The 24,315-nt window shown below is 52.7% G+C and carries 17 protein-coding genes and 2 pseudogenes; 13 read left to right on the top strand and 6 right to left on the bottom strand.

The window, feature by feature from the left end; translation table 11 throughout:
* Positions 1-215: 215 nt before the first annotated feature.
* Complete coding sequence (locus tag EBA31_RS12580; RefSeq protein WP_162302888.1) at positions 216-1,268, bottom strand: alpha/beta hydrolase; 1,053 nt, start codon at positions 1,266-1,268, stop codon at positions 216-218.
* Positions 1,269-1,469: 201 nt separating this feature from the next.
* Here EBA31_RS12580 and EBA31_RS12575 point away from each other — a divergent pair.
* The 5 genes and pseudogenes from EBA31_RS12575 to EBA31_RS12555 all read left to right on the top strand — a co-directional run bounded on the left by EBA31_RS12575 (position 1,470) and on the right by EBA31_RS12555 (position 5,592).
* Positions 1,470-2,146, top strand: a pseudogene (locus tag EBA31_RS12575) (heavy metal response regulator transcription factor).
* A 133-nt stretch (positions 2,147-2,279) separates the two neighbouring features.
* Complete coding sequence (locus EBA31_RS12570; RefSeq protein ID WP_122080618.1) at positions 2,280-2,759, top strand: cupin domain-containing protein; 480 nt, start codon at positions 2,280-2,282, stop codon at positions 2,757-2,759.
* A complete protein-coding gene (locus EBA31_RS12565; protein ID WP_122079325.1) occupies positions 2,737-3,501 on the top strand; it encodes a carboxymuconolactone decarboxylase family protein in 765 nt (254 codons plus the stop codon). Before EBA31_RS12570 ends, EBA31_RS12565 begins: the two co-directional genes overlap by 23 nt.
* 48 nt (positions 3,502-3,549) lie before the next feature.
* Positions 3,550-4,614 carry an alpha/beta fold hydrolase gene (locus EBA31_RS12560; protein ID WP_122079324.1) on the top strand — a complete coding sequence of 355 codons (1,065 nt, stop codon included), beginning with the start codon at positions 3,550-3,552 and terminating at the stop codon, positions 4,612-4,614.
* 126 nt (positions 4,615-4,740) lie between these two features.
* Positions 4,741-5,592: pseudogene (locus tag EBA31_RS12555) on the top strand (aldo/keto reductase).
* Positions 5,593-5,638: 46 nt separating this feature from the next.
* Here EBA31_RS12555 and EBA31_RS12550 read toward each other — a convergent pair.
* On the bottom strand, positions 5,639-6,526 hold the full coding sequence (locus EBA31_RS12550) for a LysR family transcriptional regulator (RefSeq protein WP_122079323.1): 888 nt from the start codon (positions 6,524-6,526) through the stop codon (positions 5,639-5,641).
* Between the two features lie 326 nt (positions 6,527-6,852).
* Here EBA31_RS12550 and EBA31_RS12545 point away from each other — a divergent pair, with 326 nt between their 5' ends.
* Together EBA31_RS12545 and EBA31_RS12540 are read left to right on the top strand one after the other, a co-directional pair.
* Positions 6,853-7,773: a LysR family transcriptional regulator gene (locus EBA31_RS12545; protein WP_122079322.1), complete on the top strand. Its 921-nt coding sequence runs from the start codon at positions 6,853-6,855 to the stop codon at positions 7,771-7,773.
* 133 nt (positions 7,774-7,906) lie between these two features.
* Positions 7,907-8,809, top strand: coding sequence for an endonuclease/exonuclease/phosphatase family protein (locus EBA31_RS12540; protein ID WP_122079321.1), 903 nt, complete (start codon positions 7,907-7,909; stop codon positions 8,807-8,809).
* Between the two features lie 64 nt (positions 8,810-8,873).
* On the opposite strand, the gene EBA31_RS12535 is transcribed toward EBA31_RS12540, so the two are convergent.
* On the bottom strand, positions 8,874-9,860 hold the full coding sequence (locus EBA31_RS12535; protein ID WP_122079320.1) for a zinc-binding dehydrogenase: 987 nt from the start codon (positions 9,858-9,860) through the stop codon (positions 8,874-8,876).
* A gap of 132 nt (positions 9,861-9,992) precedes the next feature.
* On the opposite strand from EBA31_RS12535, the gene EBA31_RS12530 reads away from it, so the two are divergent.
* The gene (locus EBA31_RS12530; protein WP_122079319.1) at positions 9,993-10,880 is read left to right on the top strand and encodes a LysR family transcriptional regulator; all 888 of its coding nucleotides are present in this window, start codon (positions 9,993-9,995) and stop codon (positions 10,878-10,880) included.
* 313 nt (positions 10,881-11,193) lie between these two features.
* Here the strand turns inward: EBA31_RS12530 and EBA31_RS12525 are convergent, their stop codons facing one another.
* On the bottom strand, positions 11,194-12,696 hold the full coding sequence (locus EBA31_RS12525; protein WP_122079318.1) for an alpha/beta hydrolase: 1,503 nt from the start codon (positions 12,694-12,696) through the stop codon (positions 11,194-11,196).
* Positions 12,697-13,158: 462 nt separating this feature from the next.
* On the opposite strand from EBA31_RS12525, the gene EBA31_RS12520 reads away from it, so the two are divergent.
* The 4 genes from EBA31_RS12520 (at position 13,159) to EBA31_RS12505 (ending at position 19,524) form a co-directional block, all read left to right on the top strand.
* On the top strand, positions 13,159-15,594 hold the full coding sequence (locus EBA31_RS12520; protein WP_122079317.1) for a glucose/quinate/shikimate family membrane-bound PQQ-dependent dehydrogenase: 2,436 nt from the start codon (positions 13,159-13,161) through the stop codon (positions 15,592-15,594).
* Positions 15,595-15,858: 264 nt separating this feature from the next.
* Positions 15,859-17,946 (top strand): EAL domain-containing protein, encoded by a 2,088-nt coding sequence (locus EBA31_RS12515; RefSeq protein WP_122079316.1) that lies wholly within the window; start codon positions 15,859-15,861, stop codon positions 17,944-17,946.
* A 37-nt stretch (positions 17,947-17,983) separates the two neighbouring features.
* Positions 17,984-18,451: a GNAT family N-acetyltransferase gene (locus tag EBA31_RS12510; protein ID WP_122079315.1), complete on the top strand. Its 468-nt coding sequence runs from the start codon at positions 17,984-17,986 to the stop codon at positions 18,449-18,451.
* A 146-nt stretch (positions 18,452-18,597) separates the two neighbouring features.
* Positions 18,598-19,524: an ABC transporter substrate-binding protein gene (locus tag EBA31_RS12505; RefSeq protein WP_202914202.1), complete on the top strand. Its 927-nt coding sequence runs from the start codon at positions 18,598-18,600 to the stop codon at positions 19,522-19,524.
* Between the two features lie 35 nt (positions 19,525-19,559).
* Here EBA31_RS12505 and EBA31_RS12500 read toward each other — a convergent pair whose 3' ends face one another.
* On the bottom strand, positions 19,560-21,350 hold the full coding sequence (locus EBA31_RS12500; RefSeq protein WP_122079314.1) for a sigma-54-dependent Fis family transcriptional regulator: 1,791 nt from the start codon (positions 21,348-21,350) through the stop codon (positions 19,560-19,562).
* A 277-nt stretch (positions 21,351-21,627) separates the two neighbouring features.
* Here EBA31_RS12500 and EBA31_RS12495 point away from each other — a divergent pair, with 277 nt between their 5' ends.
* Complete coding sequence (locus EBA31_RS12495; protein WP_020826870.1) at positions 21,628-23,148, top strand: aldehyde dehydrogenase family protein; 1,521 nt, start codon at positions 21,628-21,630, stop codon at positions 23,146-23,148.
* A gap of 57 nt (positions 23,149-23,205) precedes the next feature.
* Here the strand turns inward: EBA31_RS12495 and adhP are convergent, their stop codons facing one another.
* Complete coding sequence (gene adhP / locus EBA31_RS12490; RefSeq protein ID WP_122079313.1) at positions 23,206-24,219, bottom strand: alcohol dehydrogenase AdhP; 1,014 nt, start codon at positions 24,217-24,219, stop codon at positions 23,206-23,208.
* Positions 24,220-24,315 lie beyond the last annotated feature (96 nt).

The raw sequence follows: 24,315 nt of genomic DNA, 5'->3' as shown, positions 1-24,315 counted from the left end.
TCACCACCAATGAATGACGACTTCAGTTCACTTATCCGTCCCCCTCGACAAAACAGCGTGATGAGCAAGATTGATGAATCTTATTCATAGTCCCTATCCGCTTTGAAGGGATTATCCCTGCGGGCCTTATCGATAACATAGCCTTGCTGACTCCTGTTCGGAACGCTTAGTGAGCCTACCTAAAACTGGCCTTACGGGTTTTGTTGCCCGGCAGGTTAGATATTTTTATCGAAGAAGGCATCGAGTTTATTTATGGCCTGAACGACATAGTTTGGAACCCAATAGGTTTCAATATGCGTTGCGCCCTCAATAAGAAACAGCTCTTTGCTCTTCGCATTGATAGCTTTGGGAAAAGCAGATTCGGTCATGTAAAGCGAATCTGCCCGGGTGCCGGCGATCATCAGAAGGGGTTGATTAATCAAGTCCATATTGCTTTGGGCGTCGAAACTCATCAAGTCAAGCAGGCTGCTCAAAGTATAACGAAATGTGGAATTCGGGTGCGCATGGGTTTTGCCGTAGTACTCAAAACCCTGGCGATAAAGGTCGAATGGGAGCCTGGCAATTTGCTCATCCGTCAGTTTGGCATCGCCCGTATACGTGATTTCACCTGTCGTTGCTTCTTTCGCCCGGGCTAACGAAGCCTGCGTTAAACGTTGCTGAATACTGGAGATTTGCGAATTTTGATAACCGTTGCGACGCACCAGCCCAGAATCAAACATGCTTATCGTTGCCAAGGCTTTAAAACGCTTATCCGTTTGAGCCGCTTTCAGCGAGTAACCGCCACCACCGCAAATACCCAGCAAACCAATACGTTCGGCGTCGACACCGGGATACTGACTAAGGAAGTCGGCCATGCCATGGATATCTTCAATGCGGTTTGCGGGTTTGTCGACACTGCGTGGCAGACCACCACTGGCCCCTTGATAGGCAGCATCCGCAGCGATGGTAATGAAGCCATGCTCTGCCAAGCGCTGTGCGTAGAGTCCGGCAACTTGCTCTTTGACTCCCCCATTAGGGTGGGCAACGACGATAGCCTGATATTTTTTTGCTGGATCGTAATTGGCAGGAATATAGATATTTGCCGCGATCTGAATGCCATGAAGATCGTATTTCACCGGACGAATATTGATCTTGTCCTGAACATTCTCGGTGATAGCTCCTTCATACGCCAGGGTATAAGGGTTTTGTTTGTAGTCTGCCGCGTTAACAGTGACGGAAAATCCTGCCACCGCGACCAGAATCAAGGAATTTAATCTCGTGAACTTCATGATCTCTCCTGAAGATAAATTTTTAAGTGCACCAAAATGCACCGAGTAAATATTTCCACCCCAGCATAGTGAGATGAAACTGACCGTACCATGACCACTTAATAACAATTTTGTCAGTTAGCAGTCATGTTATTACTGAGAAGCCAGGTAATCGCTAACAGTAATGAGCAATAAATCTTCATAAATAAGGAAATGTGAGCAATGCGTTTATTATTGGTCGAGGATGAAGAAAAGACGGCTTCTTATATCAGGCATGCTTTGGCGGAATCAGGCTTTATCGTGGATGTCTCCGCAGAGGGGCCTGAGGGTGTGCACTATGCGCTCGAATATGACTACGACGCCATCATTTTGGATGTCATGCTGCCGGGCATGGATGGTTATCGAGTGCTGGAAAGTATTCGTGCCCGGAAACAAACTCCAATACTGATGCTCTCCGCTCGAGGTTCAGTCGATGAACGTGTGAAAGGTCTTCGTCTGGGGGCGGATGATTATCTGCCAAAGCCCTTCTCACTGATTGAGCTGGTCGCCCGTATTCAGGCTTTAGTACGTCGCTGGGGGAATGACGGATTAGATATTACGCAATTGCAGCTCCACGATCTGCATATTGATATTCTGGCTCGCCGGGTGTTTCGGGGGATATTCGGCTGGAACTGAGTACCAAAGAGTTTTCTTTGCTCAGTTTACTGGCTCGTCATCAAGGTGAAATAATGTCGAAGATGATGATTGCCGAGCAGGTCTGGGATATGAATTTCGACAGTGATGCCAACGTGGTTGAAGTGGCAATAAAACGGTTGCGGGCAAAAATTGATGCGCCCTTTGAGGTTAAACTATTACACACTGTTCGTGGTATGGGTTATATCCTTGAAGTCAGAGGCTAATCCGGCACAGAGAAAAATACTTTACGTCGTAGCTGACAATATTGTCAGGAAATGGTCAGCCTGAAGACATGTGTCGCTGATTAAAATCATTGAAAACCGCGTTGGTTTTATTTTAACTGAGGGATACATTCATATGTTAAATGCACCCCGCGTTATCGGGCTGATATTTGGTCTTATTACCTTTAATTCTGTCGCACAGGAACCGAGCCCCACCGCGACTGTCGCAGCGGCTGGAAGCCAAAAAGCCTTTTTTGGGCCGCAAGAAAACTTTACCGGGCGTGTCCGCGTTGATCCACTTTTCACCGCGGATAAACAAATTAACGTCTCCGCTGCCTACGTCACCTTCGAGCCGGGTGCACGTTCGGCCTGGCACACTCATCCCGCAGGTCAGCGGCTGATTGTCACCTCTGGAGTGGGTTTGACCCAGCAGGAAGGCCAACCGATACAGATTATCCGCCCCGGCGATGTGGTGTCGTGCCCTGCCGGCGTTAAACACTGGCATGGCGCAACCCCGGACAGTGCGATGACGCATCTGGCAGTGACCGGTAACGTGGCGGGCAGTAATGTTGAATGGATGGAGAAAGTTACTGATGAACAATACCACGCGCGTTAAAACGTTGACCGCCGCTGCGTTATTGCTTTTTGGCTTTAACCTGACGGCATTTGGCACATCTGCAAAACAAGGAACATCAGAGATGCATCAGCCGCAGGCTGTTTCAAAAACCCTCTCCGCTCGCCAGCAAAGCATTCCATTAATCGCGGCATTTATGGCGACCAGTAATATGGAAAAACTGAATACCTTGCTTAACCAGGGGCTGGATTCAGGGCTATCGGTAAACGAAACCAAAGAAATCCTCGTTCAACTGTACGCCTATACCGGATTCCCCCGCAGCCTCAACGCTTTGAATGAGTTAATGAAATTAGTAGAAGCACGTAAACAACGTGGCATAAACGACATTCAAGGAAAAGAACCTGCCAACAAAATTCCCGTGGGCGATGCGCTTCGTCAGGCCGGTATCGCTAACCAGACCCAAATTTCCGGTGGGCCGGTACACGGGCCACTTTTCGAATTTGCACCCGTCATCAATCAGTTCCTGCAGACGCATTTATTTGGCGATATTTTTGCTCGGGACAATTTGGACTGGCAGAGTCGCGAATTGGCAACCGTAGGCGCATTGGCTGCCACGCCTGGTGTAGAAACCCAGTTGCTCTCTCATATGCGCGCCAGTCTGAGAGTAGGATTGAGCAAAGAGCAACTTCGACAACTGGTGCAGATACTGCACGAAAACGGTGAGCCCGGCATGGCGGCCCGTGCCGAACAGGCATTGAAACTGGCACTGGACCACGTCGGATAAACGCCGTTTAAAACTAGCGCGGCGGTAATATGAAACAAAGGAGTTATTTTGAAGACAATATTAAAAACATGGGCCTTATGCGCCATGGTCGGCAGTTTCATTTCCCCATACGTTAATGCGGAACCTCTGGTTATTCGTGAGCAAGGCAGCTTCGCGGCCGGAGGGTCTGTGGCCACAGCTCCAGGGCACTTCGATGCCCAGAAGCCCTTGGTTCCCGCGGGGCAAACTTATCATGGCGATCATGCTGCTGTTTTCTATCAAATTCCTGAGCATCCCCATAAATATCCGATAATCATGCTTCACGGTGCGGGGCAATCCTCACGCACCTGGCAAAGCACGCCGGATGGGCGAGAAGGATTTCAGACTATTTTCTTACGTCGCGGTTTTTCGACCTATTTAGTCGATCAGCCACGCCGTGGTAATGCAGGACGCAGCATGGTCGAAGCCGCTTTGGCACCGAAAGCCGATGAGCAGCTGTGGTTCAATCAGTTTCGAGTCGGCATCTGGCCGGACTATTTCAAAGGAGTTCAGTTCCCGCAAGATAAGGCCGCATTAAACCAATATTTCCGCCAGATGACGCCCAACACCGGACCGTTTGACAGTAACGTCATTTCTGACGCCATGTCGGCAGTGGTCGATAAAATCGGCCCTGCAATCCTGTTCACTCACTCCCAGGGGGGCGGTCCAGGATGGTACACCGCAATGAAAAATCCCAAGGTGAAAGCGATTGTTGCCTTTGAGCCGGGTAGCGGCTTCGTTTTCCCTGAGAGTGAATTACCTGCACCGATGCCCAGTGCTTTCGATACACTAAAAGGCGAGCCGGTAAACAGGACGCAATTTGCCGCCCTGACTAAAATCCCAATCCTGATTTTTTATGGGGATAACATTCCTGACAAACCGGTCGCAATGCCGGCGCAGGACAGTTGGAGAGTCAGGTTGGCGATGGCTCGCCGGTGGCAAGAGGTAGTAAACAAACACGGTGGCGATGTCACCGTCATCCACCTGCCCGAAATCGGTATTAAAGGAAATACGCACTTCCCCTTTTCGGATCTGAACAATGTTCAAATCGCCGATCAGGTCAGTAAATTCCTGCAGGAAAAGCATCTTCAGTAATCTGTCACCGTCGCAGCAAGGTTCGATTAATGAACCTTGCTGATTAACCCTATCCATTTACCCCCTCTAATCAAATAAATCACGCTGCGCTATGCTTTCCTCACACAAAAGCAGAAGGACAACGACATGCAAACAGTGAAGCTGAACAACGGGGTCGAAATGCCCAAACTGGGTTTTGGTGTCTTCCAGATGACGGACGCCAAGGAATGTGAACGCGCCGTTATCGATGCCATTGAGTCCGGCTATCGTCTGATTGATACCGCCGCCTCCTATCAAAATGAAACCCAGGTGGGTAATGCCCTTAAGCAAAGCGGTGTGGAGCGTGAAGCGCTGTTTGTAACCACCAAGTTGTGGTTGCAGGACACCCACTATGCAGGGGCGAAGGCGCAGTTTGAACGCTCGTTAAACCGCCTGCAGCTTGACTATGTGGATCTCTATTTGATCCACCAGCCCTATGGCGATGTTCATGGCGCATGACGGGCGATGGAAGAGTTTCACCAGGCAGGGAAAATCCGTGCTATTGGCGTCAGCAACTTTCATCCGGATCGGCTCGCGGATCTGATCGCATTCAACAACGTCGTTCCGGCGGTTAACCAGATTGAAGTGAATCCCTTTAATCAGCAACTGCATGCGGTGCCGTGGATGAAAAGTCGGGGAATTCAGCCCGAAGCGTGGGCACCGTTCGCTGAAGGGAAAAATGGCCTGTTTCAGCACCCGTTATTAACCGCTATGGGCGAAAAACGGGGTAAGAGTGTGGGCCAGGTGGTTCTGCGCTGGATTTATCAACGCGATATCATCTCGTTGGCAAAATCTGTCCGCAGGGAACGAATGGAAGAGAACATCAATATTCTGGACTTCGAGCTCAGCGAAGAGGAAATGGAGAAAATTACCGCTTTGGATACGGCAACCAGCGCCTTCTTCTCTCATCGCGATCCCGCCATGGTGGAGTGGCTGACGGGCCGTAAACTTGATGTTTAGGTGAGCCACGGCCGGCGCAGCACTAAGGGTGTCCGGCCAAACCCCATTAATGGCGCAGCGCATCGATCAACAAGGCAAACGCCGGGGGATGTTGCCTCCGGCTGGGATAATAGAGGTAGTAACCGGGAAATGTCGGACACCATTCATCCAGGATCTGGATAAGCTCCCCTGATTTGACTTCGTTTTGGATCATATCTTCGGGTACGCAGGCGATACCAAACCCTGACGACGCCGCGTCGATCCTCTCTGCCAACAGATTAAATGTCAGTTGCCCTTCCACTTTCACACGCAGCGGCTTACCGTCTTTCTCAAACTCCCAGTGGTATAAACCGCCGGCGGTAGGAAGCCGCATGTTGATGCAACGATGTTGCTGCAACTCGTGGGGCGTCTGCGGGATCCCGTGCTCGGCAAAGTAACTCGGCGCCCCCACAACCACCATTCGCATGTCCGGTCCGATTTTTACGGCAATCATGTCCTTATCTACGCTTTCCCCAAGGCGAATACCTGCATCGAAACGCCCTTCCACGATGTCAACGAACCCATTATCCACCACCAGTTCGATATTGATTTCAGGGTATTCCCGGAGAAAAGGTTTTAGCTTCGGCCACAGCAGGCACCGCGCGGCATGCTCCCCGGCGGAAAGTCTGATATTGCCCGAAGCGGTGCCATTTGGTTGGAGCAGGATTTCAAGTTCATGCTCAAGATCGGCAAACCGTGGCTCGAGACAGGTGATTAACTTCTCCCCAACCTCCGTTGGGGCGACGCTGCGGGTGGTTCGGGTCAGAAGACGCGTATTTAAACGTTGTTCTAATGCCTTCACCGCATGGCTCAATGCCGACTGAGAAACCCCCAGCTTAGCCGCCGCTTTGGTAAAGCTTTTCTCTCTGGCAACCACCAGGAAAATTTGCAGCTCATTGAAGTTTTCTTTCAGCATGAGGTATTTCCTTAACGCATTGAGTAATGGCAGATAAAACTAATGACAACGCGCGATCTACGCAATCATTTTAGCCCGAAATGTCCAGCCAATTAGCGGCAAGATGTGTGAGTCATCGCAACACCCAATCCCCGGTATGCGCCAATGAGCAGCATGGTCTGTTGCTGTTTTGGCGGTGTTTGCATGCATGAAAGTATTCCTCTGTGTTTCCGTTGTCATGTGCGGTAAAAAAATATAACTATGCTAAATAGATTACGGAAGACGCAGCATTTGTACTAATCACCTGCATCGGACGCCTCTCCTATCAATAAACCAGGATCCCCGACATGTCAGAACCCGATCTCAATTTACTGATTGCGCTCGATGCGTTGCTTACGCTCGGCAGCGTGGCCGAAGCTGCACGCCGCCTAAACCTCAGCGCTTCGGCCATGAGCCGCACGCTTGGCCGCTTGCGGGCAGTCACCGGAGATCCGTTACTGGTAAGGGCCGGCCGCAATATGGTGCTCACTCCCTATGCCGAAGAGATTCGTGAACGTACGCAAAACACCGTATTTGAGGCGCGTTCGATACTGCGCCCCTCGGTTTCAGAACTGAGTTTATCAACGTTGGAACGCACATTTACCCTGCGCGCCAACGAGGGGTTTGTCGAAGCATTCGGCGCCGCACTGATCTCCGCCGTGGCAACGGCAGCCCCGTTGGTGAGACTCTGTTTTGCGCCCAAACCGGAAAAAAACTCCCGCCATTTGCGTGAGGGACGGGTTGATTTGGAAATCGGCGTTTTGGGGGATATGGGGCCGGAAATTCGCTTGCAGGCGCTGTTCCGCGACCGATTTGTCGCGGTGGTCAGAAAGGGCCATCCGTTGGAGCAGAAAGCCGACATCACCGCGCGGGCCTATGCTGACTGTGGCCATGTGGTCGCATCACGCCGTGGGCTGGTCACCGGCCCGGTAGATCAGGGATTGGCTGAATTGGGGTTGGAACGAAAAATAGCCGCCGTGGTGCCGAGTTTTCCCGCCGCGCTGGCGGTGGCTCAGGCGTCCGATCTGGTGGCATTGGTCCCTGCTTCTTTCCTGATCAATCAACCGCTGGGCACTGCGCTTTATATGTTTGAACTGCCGGTAAAAACCCAAAGCATCACCGTTTCGCAGATGTGGCACCCGCGTTTGGAGGCCGACCCAGCCCATCGCTGGCTGCGGCAGTGGGTGCTGAAGGTGGTTCAACAACGCTTTGCCACGTTAACGACCTGAAGAGCACTGCGCCAGCGGCCATTCAAGTGTTAATTTTCATCGCGTCGGAAGTTTGAGTCAGGTGTCACGATAACCGCCCCCTTTCTTCTGTATTCTCTGCCAAGAATTCTATTTTACGGGGAGATTAGGTGACATGAAAAAAACAGTTATATTCACCATGATGGCGCTGGGCAGCCTTATCGCCAGCGTACAAGCAAGCGACAAACTTGCAGGTAATGAAATACTTGCCGTTCAAAAAGGTGGCGTGCCAGACAAGGTTTTCTCGCAGGATAAACCGCATTTGAAGATAGCCACCTATAACATCGGTAAAAATGAAGCTTCTTCTGCCGTCTCCGATTTCACCGCACTTAATTCGGCCATTAAAAGAATAGATGCGGATATTATCGCGATCCAGGAAGTGGATAATAAGACACTGCGCAGTCAAAAAATCGATCAGCTTAAAAAAATCGCTGATGCCAATAAAATGCATTATGCCTTTGGCAAAGCGCTTGATTTCGATGGCGGCGAGTATGGAGTAGGACTGCTTTCCAAATACAAAATTCTGCATTCACAGGTGGTTAAATTGCCATCGGGTGATGCCGAGCAACGCGTCACATTACTGGCGCAGGTTGAGGTTCCCGGGTTTGATTCAGCGCCAATCATTATGGTCACCCATCTCGACTGGCAAAAAGATCCGGCTATACGCACTGAACAAGCACGCTACCTGTTGGATTTGAGCATTGGCGATGCCGCTTCTGATTTCAAAGATATTGCCTCCTCGATTAAGATCCTCGCCGGCGACTTCAACTCGACGCAAGATGAACAGCCATTGAAAGAAATACGTTATTTTTTCAATGAAGTTGTGAAAGAAGGAACCGATACTCGCAGTTGGCCAGCGGTTAACCCCGCGATTGATATAGACCATATCTTCACATTTAAAGGTCAAAAGTGGAACGTGAAGAATGTGGATATTCCACATAATACGCCTGAATTTACCTGGTCAACGGCAAGCGATCACCTGCCGGTTATTGCCGAGCTTGAGCTTTCAGAACAGTAAGGCCAATGAGGAAGCCAGTCACAGGCTTCCTCACTGTTTTTACCCATCATGGTCCTTGCTGGCCTCAGACGCGAACCACCAGTTTGCCCTGAGCACGGTCATTCTCGATCATGCGGTGAGCGTTGGCGACATCGTCAAAGTCGAAGGTTTTCACCCGCAGCGACGGCATGGCCTGGTCCGCTACCTGTTGAGCAATCCACTTCAGCGGCGAATCGGCCAAAGGCAGCGCTGGGGTGCCAAGCAACCCGCTGCCAAAGAAGGTCAAGCGTGTCGCATTGGGAAGATCGTTCATCAGATGCAGATTTTCCAACACCGGCGCCCCGCCCAGCAGGCCTATTACCACTGCGGTACCAAAAGGTTTGAGCGCATTGAGGCTATCGCGCACCGTGGCGGCGCCAACCACCTCAAGGGCTACATCTACGCCTTCCGGCGCTACACCCCGTATTTGTTCTGCAATTTCACCGGTATCAATCACCACCGCATCAGCGCCAATGGCGGTCAGCCGGGCTGCGTTACTGGCCGAGCGGGTGGTGGCGATAACCCGCTGTCCACGCGCCTTGGCATAGGCCACGGCAGCCTGACCCACCGAAGAGGTCGCGCCGCGCACCAGCACCGTCTGCCCCGGTACGTTGTCAATTAAGCGGCCCAGAGCCCCCCATACGGTAAGATAGCTCTCCGGCAGCGCGGCAAGTTCTTCCCATGAAAGGCTGATGCCGTCCACATCGATGACGTTGCTGCGTAACACCGTGACCTCCTCGGCGTAGCTGCCGTTGCGGGTGAACTGCAATCCCCCCATGGCAGTGGCCACATGCTGCCCGGTGCGAAACAGGCCTGAAGCATCCTCAATCACTTCGCCTACGGCTTCAATCCCAGGCACAACCTGTCCGGCGATCGGGCCCATTTTACCGGCACGGCGGTAAATTTCGGCGCGGTTAAGACCAAACGCCCGTACCCGAATGCGAACTTCGTCCGCCTTTGGCGCGACAGAAGGAATATCGCGCAGTTGCAAAACGTCCGGGCCGCCAACTTGTTCAATCACATAAGCTTTCATAACCGTTCTCCAGTTCAACAGTGAGTTAATCAACGAGCTATCTCGCCGATAGGTTGAACTGTATAGATTCCAATATTGATGTGGAATACACGAAAATGGTAACGTCAATCTCATAAATGAGAGGGGTGTCGTATGGACTTTAACGCAACCAAAATGTTTGTCTCAGTCGTACAAGCAGGCAGTCTTTCGGCCGCCGCCGACAAGACCCATGTGCCGCTCCCTACCCTGAGCCGGCGCATACGTGAGCTGGAGCGCGAACTTGACGTGCAGTTGCTGGAGCGTTCGCCGCGCGGTATCAAGCTGACTGAAGCCGGCAGCCGTTTATATGAACATGCCAGCCGCGGGGTGGAAGCCCTGAATGAAGCTCAGCAGGCCGTGATGAACGATGAAAGCCGGCTTAAAGGCCGCCTGCGTCTGTCGATGCCCCCCAACTTTGATCCCTGGTGGGACTTGCTGGGGGCTTTCCAGCAACGGTTTCCCGAAATCAGCGTTAGCGTATTTTCAACGGAACGGCGGATTGATCTGGTACAGGATGGCATTGACGTTTCGCTCCGCGTCGGCACCATCGTGCATGAGTCTATGGTGGCTCGGCAAATGCTGAAATATCGGCATCTGCTGGTTGCTGCGCCGTCATTACTGGCGCAGTTTGGCCAACCTGCCAGCGTGGAGGATTTGCATCGCTACCCTTGCGCGAGCTGGGCGGCGGACTCCAGCGCCCGTGGCCTCTGGCGGCTGGGCCATCAGGTGTTTGAGCCGAAGGCGGTACTGGTGGCGAACGATTATGCACTTTTACGCAGCAGAGCCGTCGCGGGTCAGGCGGTCACTGAGTTGCCGCCCTTTATGGCGAACAAGGAGATCGCCGCCGGCCGTTTGTGCGCAGTCTTACCTTCTCACCCGTTGCCAGAACAAACGCTTAGCTTGCTCTATCCATCACAACGGCATCCATCGCGACTGGTACGGGCATATCTCGATTTTTGTCAGGAACAGCTGACGACCTACCTGAGCGAAAATGTTGAATAAGCCAGCTAATGTCGGCGACGAGGGACGATAAAATTCACAGGTTATTGATAGCAGGAGATTTATTAGAGGACGGCGGTTTTATGGGTTTTCCGCTTTAAGATTAATAATGCTTTAATAGTGCCCACTATGCAGTACAGTAAAACGATGACGCCCAATCAATCGAAGCACTGCATAGTGGAATACTAATGTTAACGTAATGAGTTAATTTCTATAACCTTATGTAACTAAAGAAACTGAAAAGTAACCTAATCATCCTTCGCCGTTACCTGGGCAAAAATATAAAGCGACTGGGTATATTCTCTTCGTATAAAAACTAGCACCTTTTACTTCCTGTAAACGCCTTGGGGTCTATAAAGTAATCAATAACCGCATCATCCACGCACAGATTTAATCCAGAAAGCGCGAGCGTATGCCCATCCCCTTCAACAGTGATGAGGGGGCTATTAAAAGCTTTCGCCATCGCTTCGGCTCCCGCGTAAGGCGTCGCCGGATCGTATTTTTGTGCAATAAATAATAATGGCGGCAGTTCAGCAGAAACGGCTGGAGTATGCGGCTGAATCTTTCCTTTAAATGGCCAGGTATCGCAGATGTTGCGCGGACGAATCTTGCTGGCTGGGTAATTGCTGAATGCCGAAGCCTCTGCCAAAGCTAACTCTTTTAATCGACTCTTTTTGATGTCAACGCCGGGGGTGGCTGAATCCGCGCAGGCAATCACCGCTAAATTGTCAGCCTCTTGTTCAGCGTTGTTTTTCTCGGCCAGTCCCCTCGCGGCCAGCGGTCGGTTATGGCCTCTTGGGGGCGCGTTTTGCGGCGCAATAACCTCGCTATCCTGAATATTTTCCAATATCGCCAACGTTTTAACGTCTGGCTTACCGCTATCAATCGAACGCAATAGCCTGGCTAACTTCGGCCAATCCTCTGATGCATACAAGGTGTTGGTGGTGGCGCGAATAATATTGTCTCCACTGATCGCCTCACCATAGCCATCGCTCAGCGATAGGCCGTCCACTTTTTCGAGCAACTGATGATATTGTGCCGTAGCATTGATTTTAGTTAATGGGCACTTGCTTTTTTGTTCGCAATAAGCGGCAAATCTTTCGAATGAGCGCTGAAAGGACTGAGCCTGTTTGTAATCGCTGGTGAAAGCATCATCGGTTAAATCGACCACCCCGTCCAAAACCATTGCCGAAACCTGTTCAGGAAAGCGCTCGGCATAGATTTGTGCCACCTGGGTTCCATAGGAAAAGGCAATGATGCTCAATTTGTCTCCACCCATAGCGATTCTAAACGCTTCAACATCATTGACTGCCTCATCTGTGCCTATATGTTTCAGCACATTAAGTCGGGTGTTAATAATGCACCCTTTGACCCATTGCGCATTTTGTTTTTCCAGACTTGCCGTATTCGCATCGGCGTCATTATTCAGCGTTGCCGGGCAGGAAATTTTTGGGCGGGACTGGCCTACACCGCGGGGGTCGTAACCAATAATATCGTAGCTCTCATTCAGTGCTGCCGTCTCAAAAGGCACCCTTATTCCCGCCAGCCCAGGTCCACCAGAAATAGAGAGCACGCTCCCCCGCTTATTACCGATGGCCGGCAAACGAGTAGCCGCTATTTTGACTGTTTCATGCGTTTCGTTTTCGTCATCGCCATAGGACAACGGCACCTCAAGATAACCACATTGCATATGTTCGGGGATCTCTTCCTGCCCGAACCATTGATTGAATTTTCCCTCCTCACACGACTGCCAAACAATCGGCTGGATCTGAGCTACTCTCTCTCCGGCAAACACGCTAAAGGGGGAAAACAGACCCATGGCAAAAACTATTCTTAACAACCTCACGTTACCTCCCGGGCTAGATCATCTCGCATTAAGTTTTTAGCTTGCTTATGGCTCAGTTAAATACAAATCCTCTAGTCCATAAATTTACGAAAGTAAATAAACTCATCACGTTCGCCAGCTTTATACCGGTGACGATCGAACCTGACCCCACCGCAACCCCATAGTAAAAAACCTCAAACATTTGCTGGGGTCCTGGATTAAGCACAACGCATTGATTTTCAGAAGAATGGAGCACACTCCCCCGCAGTTGTTGCAATTCGGGCTAAGAATTTAGTTAGCAGGCAACATATCCTTAACTTTATAATGAATCAAATGGTACAATATCGGCATCCCATCGTTTGATTTACGCTCTGCTTTCACTCCACCAGGGAACGGCACGGACGCGATCACTCGAGGTAAACATGAAGAAAAACATTATCTTGGAGTCTTTCAGACATGCCTGAATCAAATGCCCGTCCGGGTATAAAACTTAAACTATGGTGTTGTTTATTAGGGATAATCCTTACCGTTGTCGGCCTATTCTTTGCCATTGCCGGCGGTAAGCTGGTTTCGCTGGGGGGCAGCAGCTACTTTCTGATTGCCGGTATTGTTACCCTGCTGTCCGCCGTGCAATTCTTCCGTCGCAAATCTTCGGCCGTGCCGCTGTTCCTGCTGGTGTTTGTCGGCACGTTGGTTTGGTCGGTGGTTGATGCCGGCTTCGATTTCTGGCCATTGGTTTCGCGGCTGATGGTCCCTGCCGGTTTGATGCTGTTGGCCTTCCTGAGCTGGCCGGCACTGCGTAAGCCAGAAGGCAAAACGCCTTTGGCAAAATTGTCTTACCTGCTAAGTGCGGTACTGGCCGTTGGTATGGTCGGCACCTTTGTGCAGATGTTCCAGCCACACCCTACCGTGGCTTTCAGCGGCGAGCCGTTGCCGCTGATCCCGGTGGACAAAAGCAAACAACAAAAAGATTGGGACAACTACGGCAATACCCCTGGCGGCAGCCGCTTTGTGGCGCTGGACCAAATCACTCGCGACAACGTGAAAGACCTGAAGGTCGCCTGGACCTTCCACACCGGCGATACTCCGTTGAGTCCGGATGGCAACGGCGCTGAAGATCAGCAAACGCCGTTGCAAATCGGCAACCGTATCTACCTGTGTACGCCGCATAACAACGTGATTGCCGTCGATGCCGACAGCGGTAAAGAGATTTGGAAACGTGAAATCAACGCGAAATCCCAGGTCTGGAACCGTTGCCGCGGCCTGGCCTACTTTGATGTTGCCAAGCCCCTGCAACAGCCGACCGTACCCGGCTCTACGCCCGCTACGCCGGTCACCCTGGCTGCGGGCGACAGTTGCCAGCGCCGTATTCTGATGAACACCATCGATGCGCGCCTGGTGGCAATCAACGCCGATAACGGTGAATTCTGTCAGAACTTCGGCAATCAGGGCGTGGTTGATCTGAAAGTCGGTCTGGGCGATGCCGCCGATCCGAAATATCAGCTGACTTCCGCCCCTACGCTGGCGGGCACTACCGTTGTGGTCGGTGGCCGCGTAGCCGATAACGTACAAACTGATATGCCAGGCGGCGTGCTGCGCGGTTTCGACGTGATCACCGGCGCGATGCGCTGGGCGTTCGACCCGGGTAATCAGGATCCAAACTCGGCCTTAAAACCCGGCCAGACCTTTGTACGCAGCACCCCAAATTCCTGGGCACCGATGTCCTATGACCCGGCGATGAACACCGTTTTCCTGCCAATGGGCAGCTCCTCGGTGGATCTGTGGGGCGCTAACCGTAACGCGTTGGATCACAAATACGGCGCTTCCATCCTGGCGTTGGACGCCACCACCGGTAAAGAGAAATGGGTTTATCAGACCGTTCATAACGACCTGTGGGATTTCGACCTGCCGATGCAGCCTAGCCTGATCGATTTCCCAATGAAGGACGGTACCACCAAACCGGCCCTGGTCATTGGTGCCAAAACCGGTCAGATCTTCGTGTTGGATCGCCATACCGGGAAGCCTTTGACCGAAGTGAAAGAACTGCCGGTGAAAACCCGCACCATCCCCGGTGAGCAATACTCCGCCACTCAACCTTTCTCTGTCGGCATGCCACAAATTGGCGCTGAAAAACTGACTGAGTCCGACATGTGGGGCGCTACGCCGTTTGATCAGCTGATGTGTCGCATCAGCTTTAAATCCATGCGCTATGACGGCCTGTTTACCGCACCGGACACCGATATTTCACTCAGCTTCCCAGGCTCTCTGGGCGGCATGAACTGGGGTGGCCTGTCGACCGATCCGAACAACCATTACATCTTCGCCAACGACATGCGTTTGGGCCTGTGGGTACAGATGATCCCGCAAAAAACCGATGCCAATACCCCGGCCAGCAATGGCGGTGAATCGGTCAATGCCGGTATGGGTGCGGTGCCGTTAAAAGGCACGCCTTACGGCGTTAACAAAAATCGCTTCATGTCACCTCTGGGCATTCCTTGCCAGAAACCACCGTTTGGTACCCTGTCGGCGATCGACCTGAAAACGCAGAAAGTGGTGTGGCAAGTGCCGGCCGGTACGGTTCAGGATACCGGGCCTTTCGGTATCAAAATGCGTGCACCAATGCCGGTGGGCATGCCGACGCTCGGCGGCACGCTGGCGACTCAGGGCGGCCTGGTATTCATTGCCGGTACTCAGGATTACTACCTGCGGGCCTTTGACTCCTCCACCGGTAAAGAAGTGTGGAAAGCGCGCTTGCCTGTCGGCAGCGGCGGCACGCCAATGAGTTATGTTTCACCGACAACCGGCAAACAGTACATCGTGATTTCCGCCGGTGGCGCTCGTCAGTCGCCGGACCGTGGCGATTACGTCATTGCCTATGCACTTGATAAATAAATCTAACCACAGGTTATGATCGCAGCCCCCGCCTCACCGCGGGGGCTTTTTTATATTCCCAGGCAACGGTCTAATAGCCGAGACTTCATTAAGCTGGCCCATTAAAAGGCGGAAATACGAGAGTATTCCTAATGTGTTAACCGACTTTATATCTCATTCTCTCTGGCGGCTTTTTATTGCGCAGAAACGGCTATTGAATATTTCCACCCGCAGGCTTTTTATTGGCTAGCATAAAAGACAGGTGGTTTTCAGAGGAAATGACGAATGAGTGTTCTACCCGAGCGCAGTGATGAAAAACCGCCTGTGGATATGGCTAATGAAATTTTTAATGGTTTACCTAATCTCATTGGCATGGGTAATAGTCTCGGGGGACATTTCAATAAGCTTTGGTGTCAATATACCGGCCTCTCCTCATTTGATAACCCAGGCGCTTGCTGGTTGAAAGCCCTGCACCCTGCCGAATATCCTCTTATCGAACCGCTATGGCAGCAGGCGATTGCCACGGCGACCTCTTTCGTTAATGAAGTTCGCCTGCGACAGTACAACGGCGAATACCGCTGGTTTTTACTGTCTTTCGGCGCGAAGAAAAAGCCTGATAGCGAAGAAACAGATTGGTATCTGAGCGGCACCGATATCCATGATTCCGTATTGGAAAAACAGCGAATTACCACCACGCTGGCCGCGCAGAAAAACATGCTTGATGCCAGCGTCGACTGCATCAAGGTCATCAATAATGACGGGTCGCTGCTGCACATTAACAGAGCCGGCAGCGTCGCGCTGGGCATCGATGAGCACCAACCGCAATTTGGCATGCCCTGGCTGAATCTGCTGCAACCCGAAGTGCGCTCGCGCGGCAAAAAAGCGCTGCGTAAAGTGCTAACCGGTAAAAACGCCCGCTTCGCCGGCCTTAGCGCCACGCCTGACGGCAAGCTGCAGCACTGGGACAATATTCTCAGTCCGGTCTTCGATAACGAGGATCGAATAGAAAATATATTGTGCGTCTCGCGCGACGTTAGCTCTCAGCGGGTAGCCGAAAAACGTTTGCTGATCGCCAGTCAGTATGACGAACTGACCGGCTTGCCCAACCGGCGGTTATTCAAGAAAAGATTAAAGCAGGAAATGAAGCGAGCCCTGAGCACCCATAAATCGCTCGGGTTGATTTTGCTGGACCTGGACCATTTTAAGCTGGTTAACGACACCCTTGGGCACGCCGCCGGCGATCATCTGCTGCGCGTGCTGTCCCGCCGGCTGACGGCTTATTTAAATCCGAACTCGTTCGTTTCCCGCCTGGGCGGCGACGAGTTTGCGATTGTGATCGGCGACGTCGAAAACGAGCAGGATATTTACAAAATCGCCAATACCTTTCTGTTGCAGCTTGAGTCACCCATTACCCATGGCGGCAAGGCGTTGCATTGCGGCATGAGTATCGGCTGCGCCCTCTATCCTCAGGATGCCCGCGACGCCTCGGAATTGATGAAATGCGCCGATACCGCGTTGTACGAACTCAAGGACGGCGGCCGGGGCGGCGTGTACATGTTTAATCCACAGATGATGGATAAGGCCAAAGAGCGTGCGGCGCAGCTTAATCACGCACGGCAGATAGTTCGCGATAATCAAATCCGCCCCAGCTACCAACCCAAGGTCAGCCTGGCAACCGGTGCCATTGTGGGCTTTGAGGCGCTGCTGCGCTGGTATTGTCCGCATCATGGCATGAAGATGCCAGATACCGTCGTCGAAGCATTCAACGATTACGAACTGGCAACCAAGATCAGCGAAACCATGCAGATGAAGGTTTTTGCCGATATCGCCGGCTGGATCGCGTCTGGCGTGGAGGTGTTGCCGGTGTCTTTGAATGCCGCACCTATCGAATTTTTACGTGATAACTACGCCGAAACTTTCCTGCGGCGTCTGCAAATGTTTCGCATCCCCCACCATCTTATTGAACTGGAGGTCACTGAACATGCATTCAACAAGCACGGATCGAAGTATGTGCTGCGCGCTTTGCAAATGCTTAAGGAAATGGGGATCAGGATCGCGCTTGATGACTTTGGCACCGGGCATTCCTCCTTTACACACCTGATGGACTACCCTCTGGACTGCATCAAGTTGGATCGGGATTTCATCCGTCGCATGAATAACGAACCGGCGATTTTGGGCATCGTGGAAAGCATGGGCATTTTGGGGCAGAAATTATCCATTGATATTATTGCGGAAGGCATTGAAACCGAGCTACAGCGGCAAACGCTGCGTGATTCCGGCTATCACCTGGGGCAAGGATTTCTGTTCAGCCAGGCCGTCGAAGCTGCCAAAGTAATCAATATGCTACGAGAAAATATCCTTTCAAACTCCTGAGCAGGTACAATACTTTCCGGTACTTTTTAGGGAAATAATGATGATTCGACAGTTCATAACGGGCGACGAAATTGCGCTGTTTCGCGTCTTTTTCTCTGCGGTGCATGAGGTCGCATCGCGCGACTACACCGCTGAACAGGTCAATGCCTGGGCTCCCGCCGATATTGATCCCCAGCTTTGGGCGAATCACATGAGAGATTTACGCCCCTTTGTCGTTGAGATTGATAAACAGATTGTCGGCTATGCCGATCTCCAGCCTGACGGCTATATCGATCATTTCTATGTATCCGGCGCCTATGCCAGACAAGGCATTGGGACTTTATTGATGAAGCGGATTCACGAAGAGGCCAGACGGCTGGGGCTAAAGCAGCTGACCTCGAACGTCAGTAAAACCGCAGAGCCCTTCTTTATCCGCCAGGGATTTGAGGTTGTTGAACGGAAAAGTCCGGTCTTGCGTGGCATCGTGCTGCAAAATGCTTTCATGTGCAAAAATCTCGACGTTTAAGCCCTTCACGCTCACCGAGTACTCCCCCTCCTTTGTAACCTGACCGTTTCTAAAATTAGTTAGCCAATTTTGTTCGTTCACAGATTTAGCGGCTTGAAGGATAGTGAGTTGACCGCCTCAACAACATAATAATGCAGGTAATAATAATGATACATAGCGCAAAACTCACCGCAGCGGCGGCACTCCTGAGCATTTCCGCGCTGGCCCATGCTGCACCGGGGCTGGACCTGATCGCCAACGAAACCCCTATTCATACCCAGAAGGATCCGGAGGCTGCGGCCAAGATCCCCGCCGGGTTCAAATTCGTTGAACCGGGAACCCTGACCGTAGCCGTCGCGATCCTGGGCAGCGGCCCACCGTTCGGTCTGTACGCCCGCGACAATAAAACGGTGATTGGCAGCGAGTCAGATATTGCCAGGCTGGTTGCCGACGGGTTGGGGTTGAAACTGAAACTGGTGCCGACCTCATGGGAAGACTGGCCGTTAGGTGTCACCTCAGGTAAATACGACGCCGCGGTTTACAACATTACCGTCACTCAGGAACGTAAAACCAAATTCGACTTTGCCACCTATCGCCAGGATACGTTGGGCTTCTACGTGAAATCCGACAGTAAGATCACCTCGATCAAATCGGCTCCGGACATTGCCGGCAAAAAGATTATCGTAGACTCCGGCACCAATCAGGAAGCCGTGCTGCTGGCCTGGGATAAAGAGAATCAGGCCAAGGGGTTACCGGCCCTTCAGCCGATTTATGTCACTGACAAGGCGGCGTCGACGCTGGCCATCCAGTCCGGCCGTGCGGATGCGACCTTCGGGCCGAACGTGTCCGGCGCTTATCAGGCAAAATTGACCGGAAAAACCCGGTTGGTCGGCATCGTGCCGGGCGGCTGGCCGCGCAGCGCCAACATTGCCGTTACGCTGAAGAAAGGCAATGGTTTGGTGGAAGCGGTGCAGGCGTCGCTCAATAGCGCTATTGCCAACGGCAGTTATCTGAAAGTGTTGGATCGCTGGGCGGAAAGCGACGAGAAAATCGAACGATCCGAAATCAACCCACAGGGATTGGGCGATAAATAATAACCACGCGGGGCCCTGAATGGGCCCCCGCTTTGTCAGTTCTCGGCGCGATGTTTCTCCATCTTGCGGTAAAGCGTGCTGCGCGAGATCCCTAATCGTTTTGCCGCCAGGCTGATATTGCCCTTGGCGTTTCGAATAGCCGTCAACATGTCTACCGATACGCTCTGCGGCGCTACGGGGCGAGCAAGCAGATGAAACTGCTCCGGCAGATCCTCAAGCCTGATCAGGTTACCGTCATCGGCCAACGCCAACAGCACTTTCAAGGTGCTCAACAACTGCCGCACATTACCGGGCCAGGAATACCCCGCCAAGGCGGTGATAGCGTCCGGTGCCAGTCTGATGCCCCGCGCATCCCCCCCCAATTCGCGCCAGAGATTGAGGATAAAACGATCAACGTGCGCGCGCTGCCGCAGCGGCAAGATGCGCAGGCTGAATTCCTGAATGCGATACAGCAAATCTTCGCGAAATGCCCCTGCCGCGACCCGCTGTTCCAGATCCTGATGGGTGGCACAGATAAGCGAGAAATCGACCGCATAGCTGACGCGGCTGCCGAGCGGCGTGACCGTCTTTTCCTGCAGCACCCGCAATAAACGGGTCTGCAAACTCAATGGCATATCGCCAATCTCATCAAGGAACAGCACCCCGCCGTCGGCCTCCCTGATCTTGCCGACGTACCCTTTGGTGCTGGCGCCGGTAAACGCCCCTGGCGCATAGCCAAAAAGTTCGGACTCGATCAGACTTTCCGGCAGGGCTGCACAGTTGATAGCCACAAAATTGCCCTGTCGCCGGTGGCTTTCCTCGAACAAACGCTGGCTGAAATACTCTTTACCGCAGCCGGTTTCCCCGCTAATGCATAGCGCCAGCCCGGCATTAAGAATACGTAGGGCCTTCTGTCGGTCGGCTCCGTCACGATCATAAGGCTGCAGCTGCTGCCTGACGCACTGCGATGGGCGTTCCGGCATCTGCAACAGTGAATAATAGTGACGATTATTCACCGCCAGAGTCTGTCGCGGCGCATTCATTGTCTGGAGGGACATTTCCGGAAACAGCGTGGCAAAGTCCATCGACCCAAAGGCCGCCGCGTTGAGATTGAATTCTTGCATCGCTAATCGGTTGGCCGCGGTGAGGATCTCATCGCGAAACACCAATATCATCTCATGGGCGCTGCCGAGAACCCGCGCATCGCTGTGCAGGCGTAGTGTCCAATGTCGGTCGGTGACACAGCTTTTCACCCATTGATGTTCAATGTGCCGGACAGCCTGCAGAATCAACGAACCTGCTTCGCTGTAAGGATGTTGGGCCGGCGTCGAGATATCCAATACGCCGGCGATCAGGCCGTCGGGGCGATAAATCGGCGCTGCGGAGCAGTAAAGCCCGGCATTCTGATTGAGAAAGTGCTCGTCGCCATTGACTTCGCACAGCGCCCCCATTGCCAAAGCGGTACCGATGGCATTGGTGCCACGCTCCTGCTCGCCCCACAGATTGCCCGGAGCCAGAGAAACCCGCGATGCCTTACGCAAAAAGTGCGTGTTGCCACAGGTTTCCAGCACCAGTCCACCGGCGTCGGACACCACTACAATGGAAGGTTGGCGGTTGATCTCACCACCCAAGCGCTCGATCAGCGGCCGCGCGAGCTGCGCAACCCAACCGTTTTGCCCCCGCACTTCTTTCAACAGGGTCGGCCGGATAAAAGGAACATGGTCGTCGCTTCGATTGAGGCCATAGTGCCGGCTGCGTAACCAGGATTCGGAAAGTGGGCCGGAGAGTGACAGGCGATCGTCGTCAGAGATACACCCGGTCTGGGTGGTCTGGTCTTTATGCAGCATACCCAACTCCCGCCAATTAAAGTGTTGCATTTTTGTATCATGAATGTGTCCCATGCGTTGCGACATGGAACACAAAAAACAATAGAAATGAATAGTAAGCCAGGGGCTTTATTGGCATTGATAGCTATTATTCTGTTTTAATTATTTGATATTTTTATATTATTTATTTATGTGGCACAGCTTTCCATCAATGTGGCATGGGCAATGCTTAAGTGTCTGTAGAGTGCCGGCAATCAGGCACCACCCTTACAGTCTCCGTTCCCATGAGAGGTGTTACATGAAATACGTTCATCCCGGTTTGCCTGGTTCGTTGGTCTCTTTCAAACAGCGCTACGGCAACTACATTGGCGGCAAATTTGTCGAACCCGTTTCAGGCAACTACTTCACCGACACCTCCCCGATGACAGGTCAGACTGTCGCCGAATTCCCGCGCTCCGACGCGAAAGATATCGAACAAGCGCTGGATGCGGCGCATGCGGCAGCCGAAACCTGGGGGAAAGCCAGCGTTCAGGAAAGGTCTAATGTGCTGTTGGCGATCGCCGATCGTATGGAGTCAAAGCTCGAATTGCTGGCACTGACCGAAAGCTGGGACAACGGCAAACCGATCCGCGAAACGCTGAACGCGGACATTCCGCTGGCGATCGACCACTTCCGCTATTTCGCCGGCTGTTTGCGTGCGCAGGAAGGCACCGCCGCTGAGATCGATCAAAACACCGTGGCCTACCATATCTATGAGCCACTGGGCGTGGTTGGGCAGATTATTCCCTGGAACTTCCCGCTGTTGATGGCCGCATGGAAACTAGCCCCGGCGCTGGCCGCCGGCAACTGCGTGGTGCTTAAACCGGCGGAGCAAACCCCGCTCAGCATCTGCGTGCTGCTGGAAATGATTGGTGACTTGCTGCCGCCGGGCGTGCTCAATGTGGTTCACGGTTTCGGTAAAGAAGCCGGTGAGGCATTGGCAACCAGCAAGCGTATCGACAAAATCGCCTTTACCGGTTCAACCCCGGTAGGCCGCCATATTCTGGCCTGTGCGGCGGAAAATATCATTCCCAGCACCGTGGAGCTGGGCGGTAAATCGCCTAACATCTTCTTTGAAGACATCATGCAGGCGGAACCCGAATTCATCGACAAGGCGGTTGAGGGGCTGATTCTTGGCTTCTTCAACCAGGGTGAAGTCTGTACCTGCCCTTCGCGCGCCCTGATTCAGGAATCGATTTACCCGCAATTTATGGAAAAAGTGCTGGCGCGCATCACCACCATTCGCCAGGGTGACCCCTTTGACACCGACACCATGATCGGTGCTCAGGCGTCTCAGCAGCAGTTCGACAAGATCCTGTCTTACATCGAGATCGCTAAAAACGAAGGCGGCAAAATCATTGCCGGCGGCGAGCGCGCCAGCCATGAGCAAACTCTGCAAAGCGGTTTTTATCTGCAGCCCACCTTAATCACCGGCAATAACAGCATGCGTTTCTTCCGTGAAGAGATCTTCGGACCGGTGATCGGCGTGACCACCTTCAAAGACGAAGCCGAAGCACTGGCATTGGCCAACGACAGTGAGTTTGGGCTGGGTGCCGGTTTGTGGACTCGCGACGTAAATCGCGCCTATCGCATGGGGCGCGCCATCAAGGCCGGACGCGTGTGGACCAACTGTTATCACCTGTATCCGGCGCATGCTGCCTTCGGCGGCTACAAAAACTCCGGCGTCGGCCGCGAGACCCACAAGGTAGCGCTGTCGCATTACCAGCAGGTCAAAAACCTGTTGGTCAGTTACGACAGTAAACCGCTCGGGCTGTTTTGATTTTTAGCGTTACTGCAAACTAAGGCCACCTCGGTGGCCTTAGTTATTTGGGCGGGATTATGATGCGGAGAGATCGATAACCATGCGGCCACGGATAGTGCCCGACTTCATCTCTTCGAAGATCGCGTTGATGTCGCCCAACGGACGCTTGGTCACTTTCGGCGTCACTTTGCCCTCGGCGGCAAACTGGAAAGCTTCTTTAAGGTCTTCACGGGTTCCCACCAACGAGCCCACAACCTGAATACCGTCCAATACCAAGCGTGGAATGCTCAGATCCATACTCTCTGGCGGTAGCCCCACAGCGACCACTTTGCCCCCTGCGCGAACCGCATTGACCGCAGAATTAAAGGCTGAACGCGCCACCGCGGTGACTACGGCAGCATGCGCGCCACCGACTTTTTGCTGAATGATTTCTTCGGCGTTTTCAGTTTTGGAGTTGATGACCAGATCGGCGCCGATTTCTTTGGCGAAATCCAACTGCCCCTGGTTGACGTCAATGGCGATCACTTTGGCGTTGAACACGTTCTTGGCATACTGCAATGCCAGGTTGCCCAAGCCGCCCAGGCCGTAAATCGCGATCCACTGCCCCGGTTTGATGTCGGAAATTTTCACCGCCTTATAGGTAGTGACACCGGCACAGGTAATGCTGCTGGCTGCAAAGGAGTCCAGGCCATCCGGCACCTTAACCGCATAGTCCGCCACTACGATGCACTCTTCCGCCATACCGCCGTCGACACTGTAACCGGCATTTTTCACCGAGCGGCACAGCGTTTCGTTACCATTAACGCAATATTCGCAATGGCCACATCCCTGATAGAACCAGGCGACGCTGGTGCGATCCCCGACTTTCAACGAGGTGACACCTTCACCTACGGCGGTGACTACCCCAATCCCTTCGTGCCCCAGGGTGATGCCGGGCACTTCGCCAAAATCGCCATTCTTGACGTGAAGATCGGTATGGCAAACGCCACAACACTCCATTTTCAGCGCGGCCTCACCGTGTTTCAGTGGACGAAGCTGTTTATCCTGAATATCGACACTGTGGTCGTTAGTCACTACGGCTGCTTTCATAGGATATCTCTCCTCAGGTGAGTTGAAGTACAGTTGTTAATGTAGTTACTCATAACCCTGAGGGCAAGAAATGTGGGGTTTTGTTTAAAAACAAAT

Origin of the sequence: Serratia sp. P2ACOL2 (genome assembly GCF_003691565.1) — a bacterium.
Classification (GTDB): domain Bacteria; phylum Pseudomonadota; class Gammaproteobacteria; order Enterobacterales; family Enterobacteriaceae; genus Serratia; species Serratia liquefaciens.
Note: the sequence above shows the minus strand (reverse complement) of the source record. Positions and strands in the feature narration are given on the sequence as shown.

Coding starts and splice junctions, on each gene's coding strand:
- EBA31_RS12550 (WP_122079323.1), bottom strand. CDS start 6,526: ATGCTGAAAGAAAACTTCAATGAGCTGCAAATTTTCCTGGTGGTTGCC.
- EBA31_RS12495 (WP_020826870.1), top strand. CDS start 21,628: ATGAAATACGTTCATCCCGGTTTGCCTGGTTCGTTGGTCTCTTTCAAA.
- EBA31_RS12540 (WP_122079321.1), top strand. CDS start 7,907: ATGAAAAAAACAGTTATATTCACCATGATGGCGCTGGGCAGCCTTATC.
- EBA31_RS12505 (WP_202914202.1), top strand. CDS start 18,598: ATGATACATAGCGCAAAACTCACCGCAGCGGCGGCACTCCTGAGCATT.
- EBA31_RS12520 (WP_122079317.1), top strand. CDS start 13,159: ATGCCTGAATCAAATGCCCGTCCGGGTATAAAACTTAAACTATGGTGT.
- EBA31_RS12530 (WP_122079319.1), top strand. CDS start 9,993: ATGGACTTTAACGCAACCAAAATGTTTGTCTCAGTCGTACAAGCAGGC.
- adhP (WP_122079313.1), bottom strand. CDS start 24,219: ATGAAAGCAGCCGTAGTGACTAACGACCACAGTGTCGATATTCAGGAT.
- EBA31_RS12570 (WP_122080618.1), top strand. CDS start 2,280: ATGTTAAATGCACCCCGCGTTATCGGGCTGATATTTGGTCTTATTACC.
- EBA31_RS12565 (WP_122079325.1), top strand. CDS start 2,737: ATGAACAATACCACGCGCGTTAAAACGTTGACCGCCGCTGCGTTATTG.
- EBA31_RS12500 (WP_122079314.1), bottom strand. CDS start 21,350: ATGCTGCATAAAGACCAGACCACCCAGACCGGGTGTATCTCTGACGAC.
- EBA31_RS12580 (WP_162302888.1), bottom strand. CDS start 1,268: ATGAAGTTCACGAGATTAAATTCCTTGATTCTGGTCGCGGTGGCAGGA.
- EBA31_RS12545 (WP_122079322.1), top strand. CDS start 6,853: ATGTCAGAACCCGATCTCAATTTACTGATTGCGCTCGATGCGTTGCTT.
- EBA31_RS12535 (WP_122079320.1), bottom strand. CDS start 9,860: ATGAAAGCTTATGTGATTGAACAAGTTGGCGGCCCGGACGTTTTGCAA.
- EBA31_RS12525 (WP_122079318.1), bottom strand. CDS start 12,696: ATGGGTCTGTTTTCCCCCTTTAGCGTGTTTGCCGGAGAGAGAGTAGCT.
- EBA31_RS12510 (WP_122079315.1), top strand. CDS start 17,984: ATGATGATTCGACAGTTCATAACGGGCGACGAAATTGCGCTGTTTCGC.
- EBA31_RS12515 (WP_122079316.1), top strand. CDS start 15,859: ATGAGTGTTCTACCCGAGCGCAGTGATGAAAAACCGCCTGTGGATATG.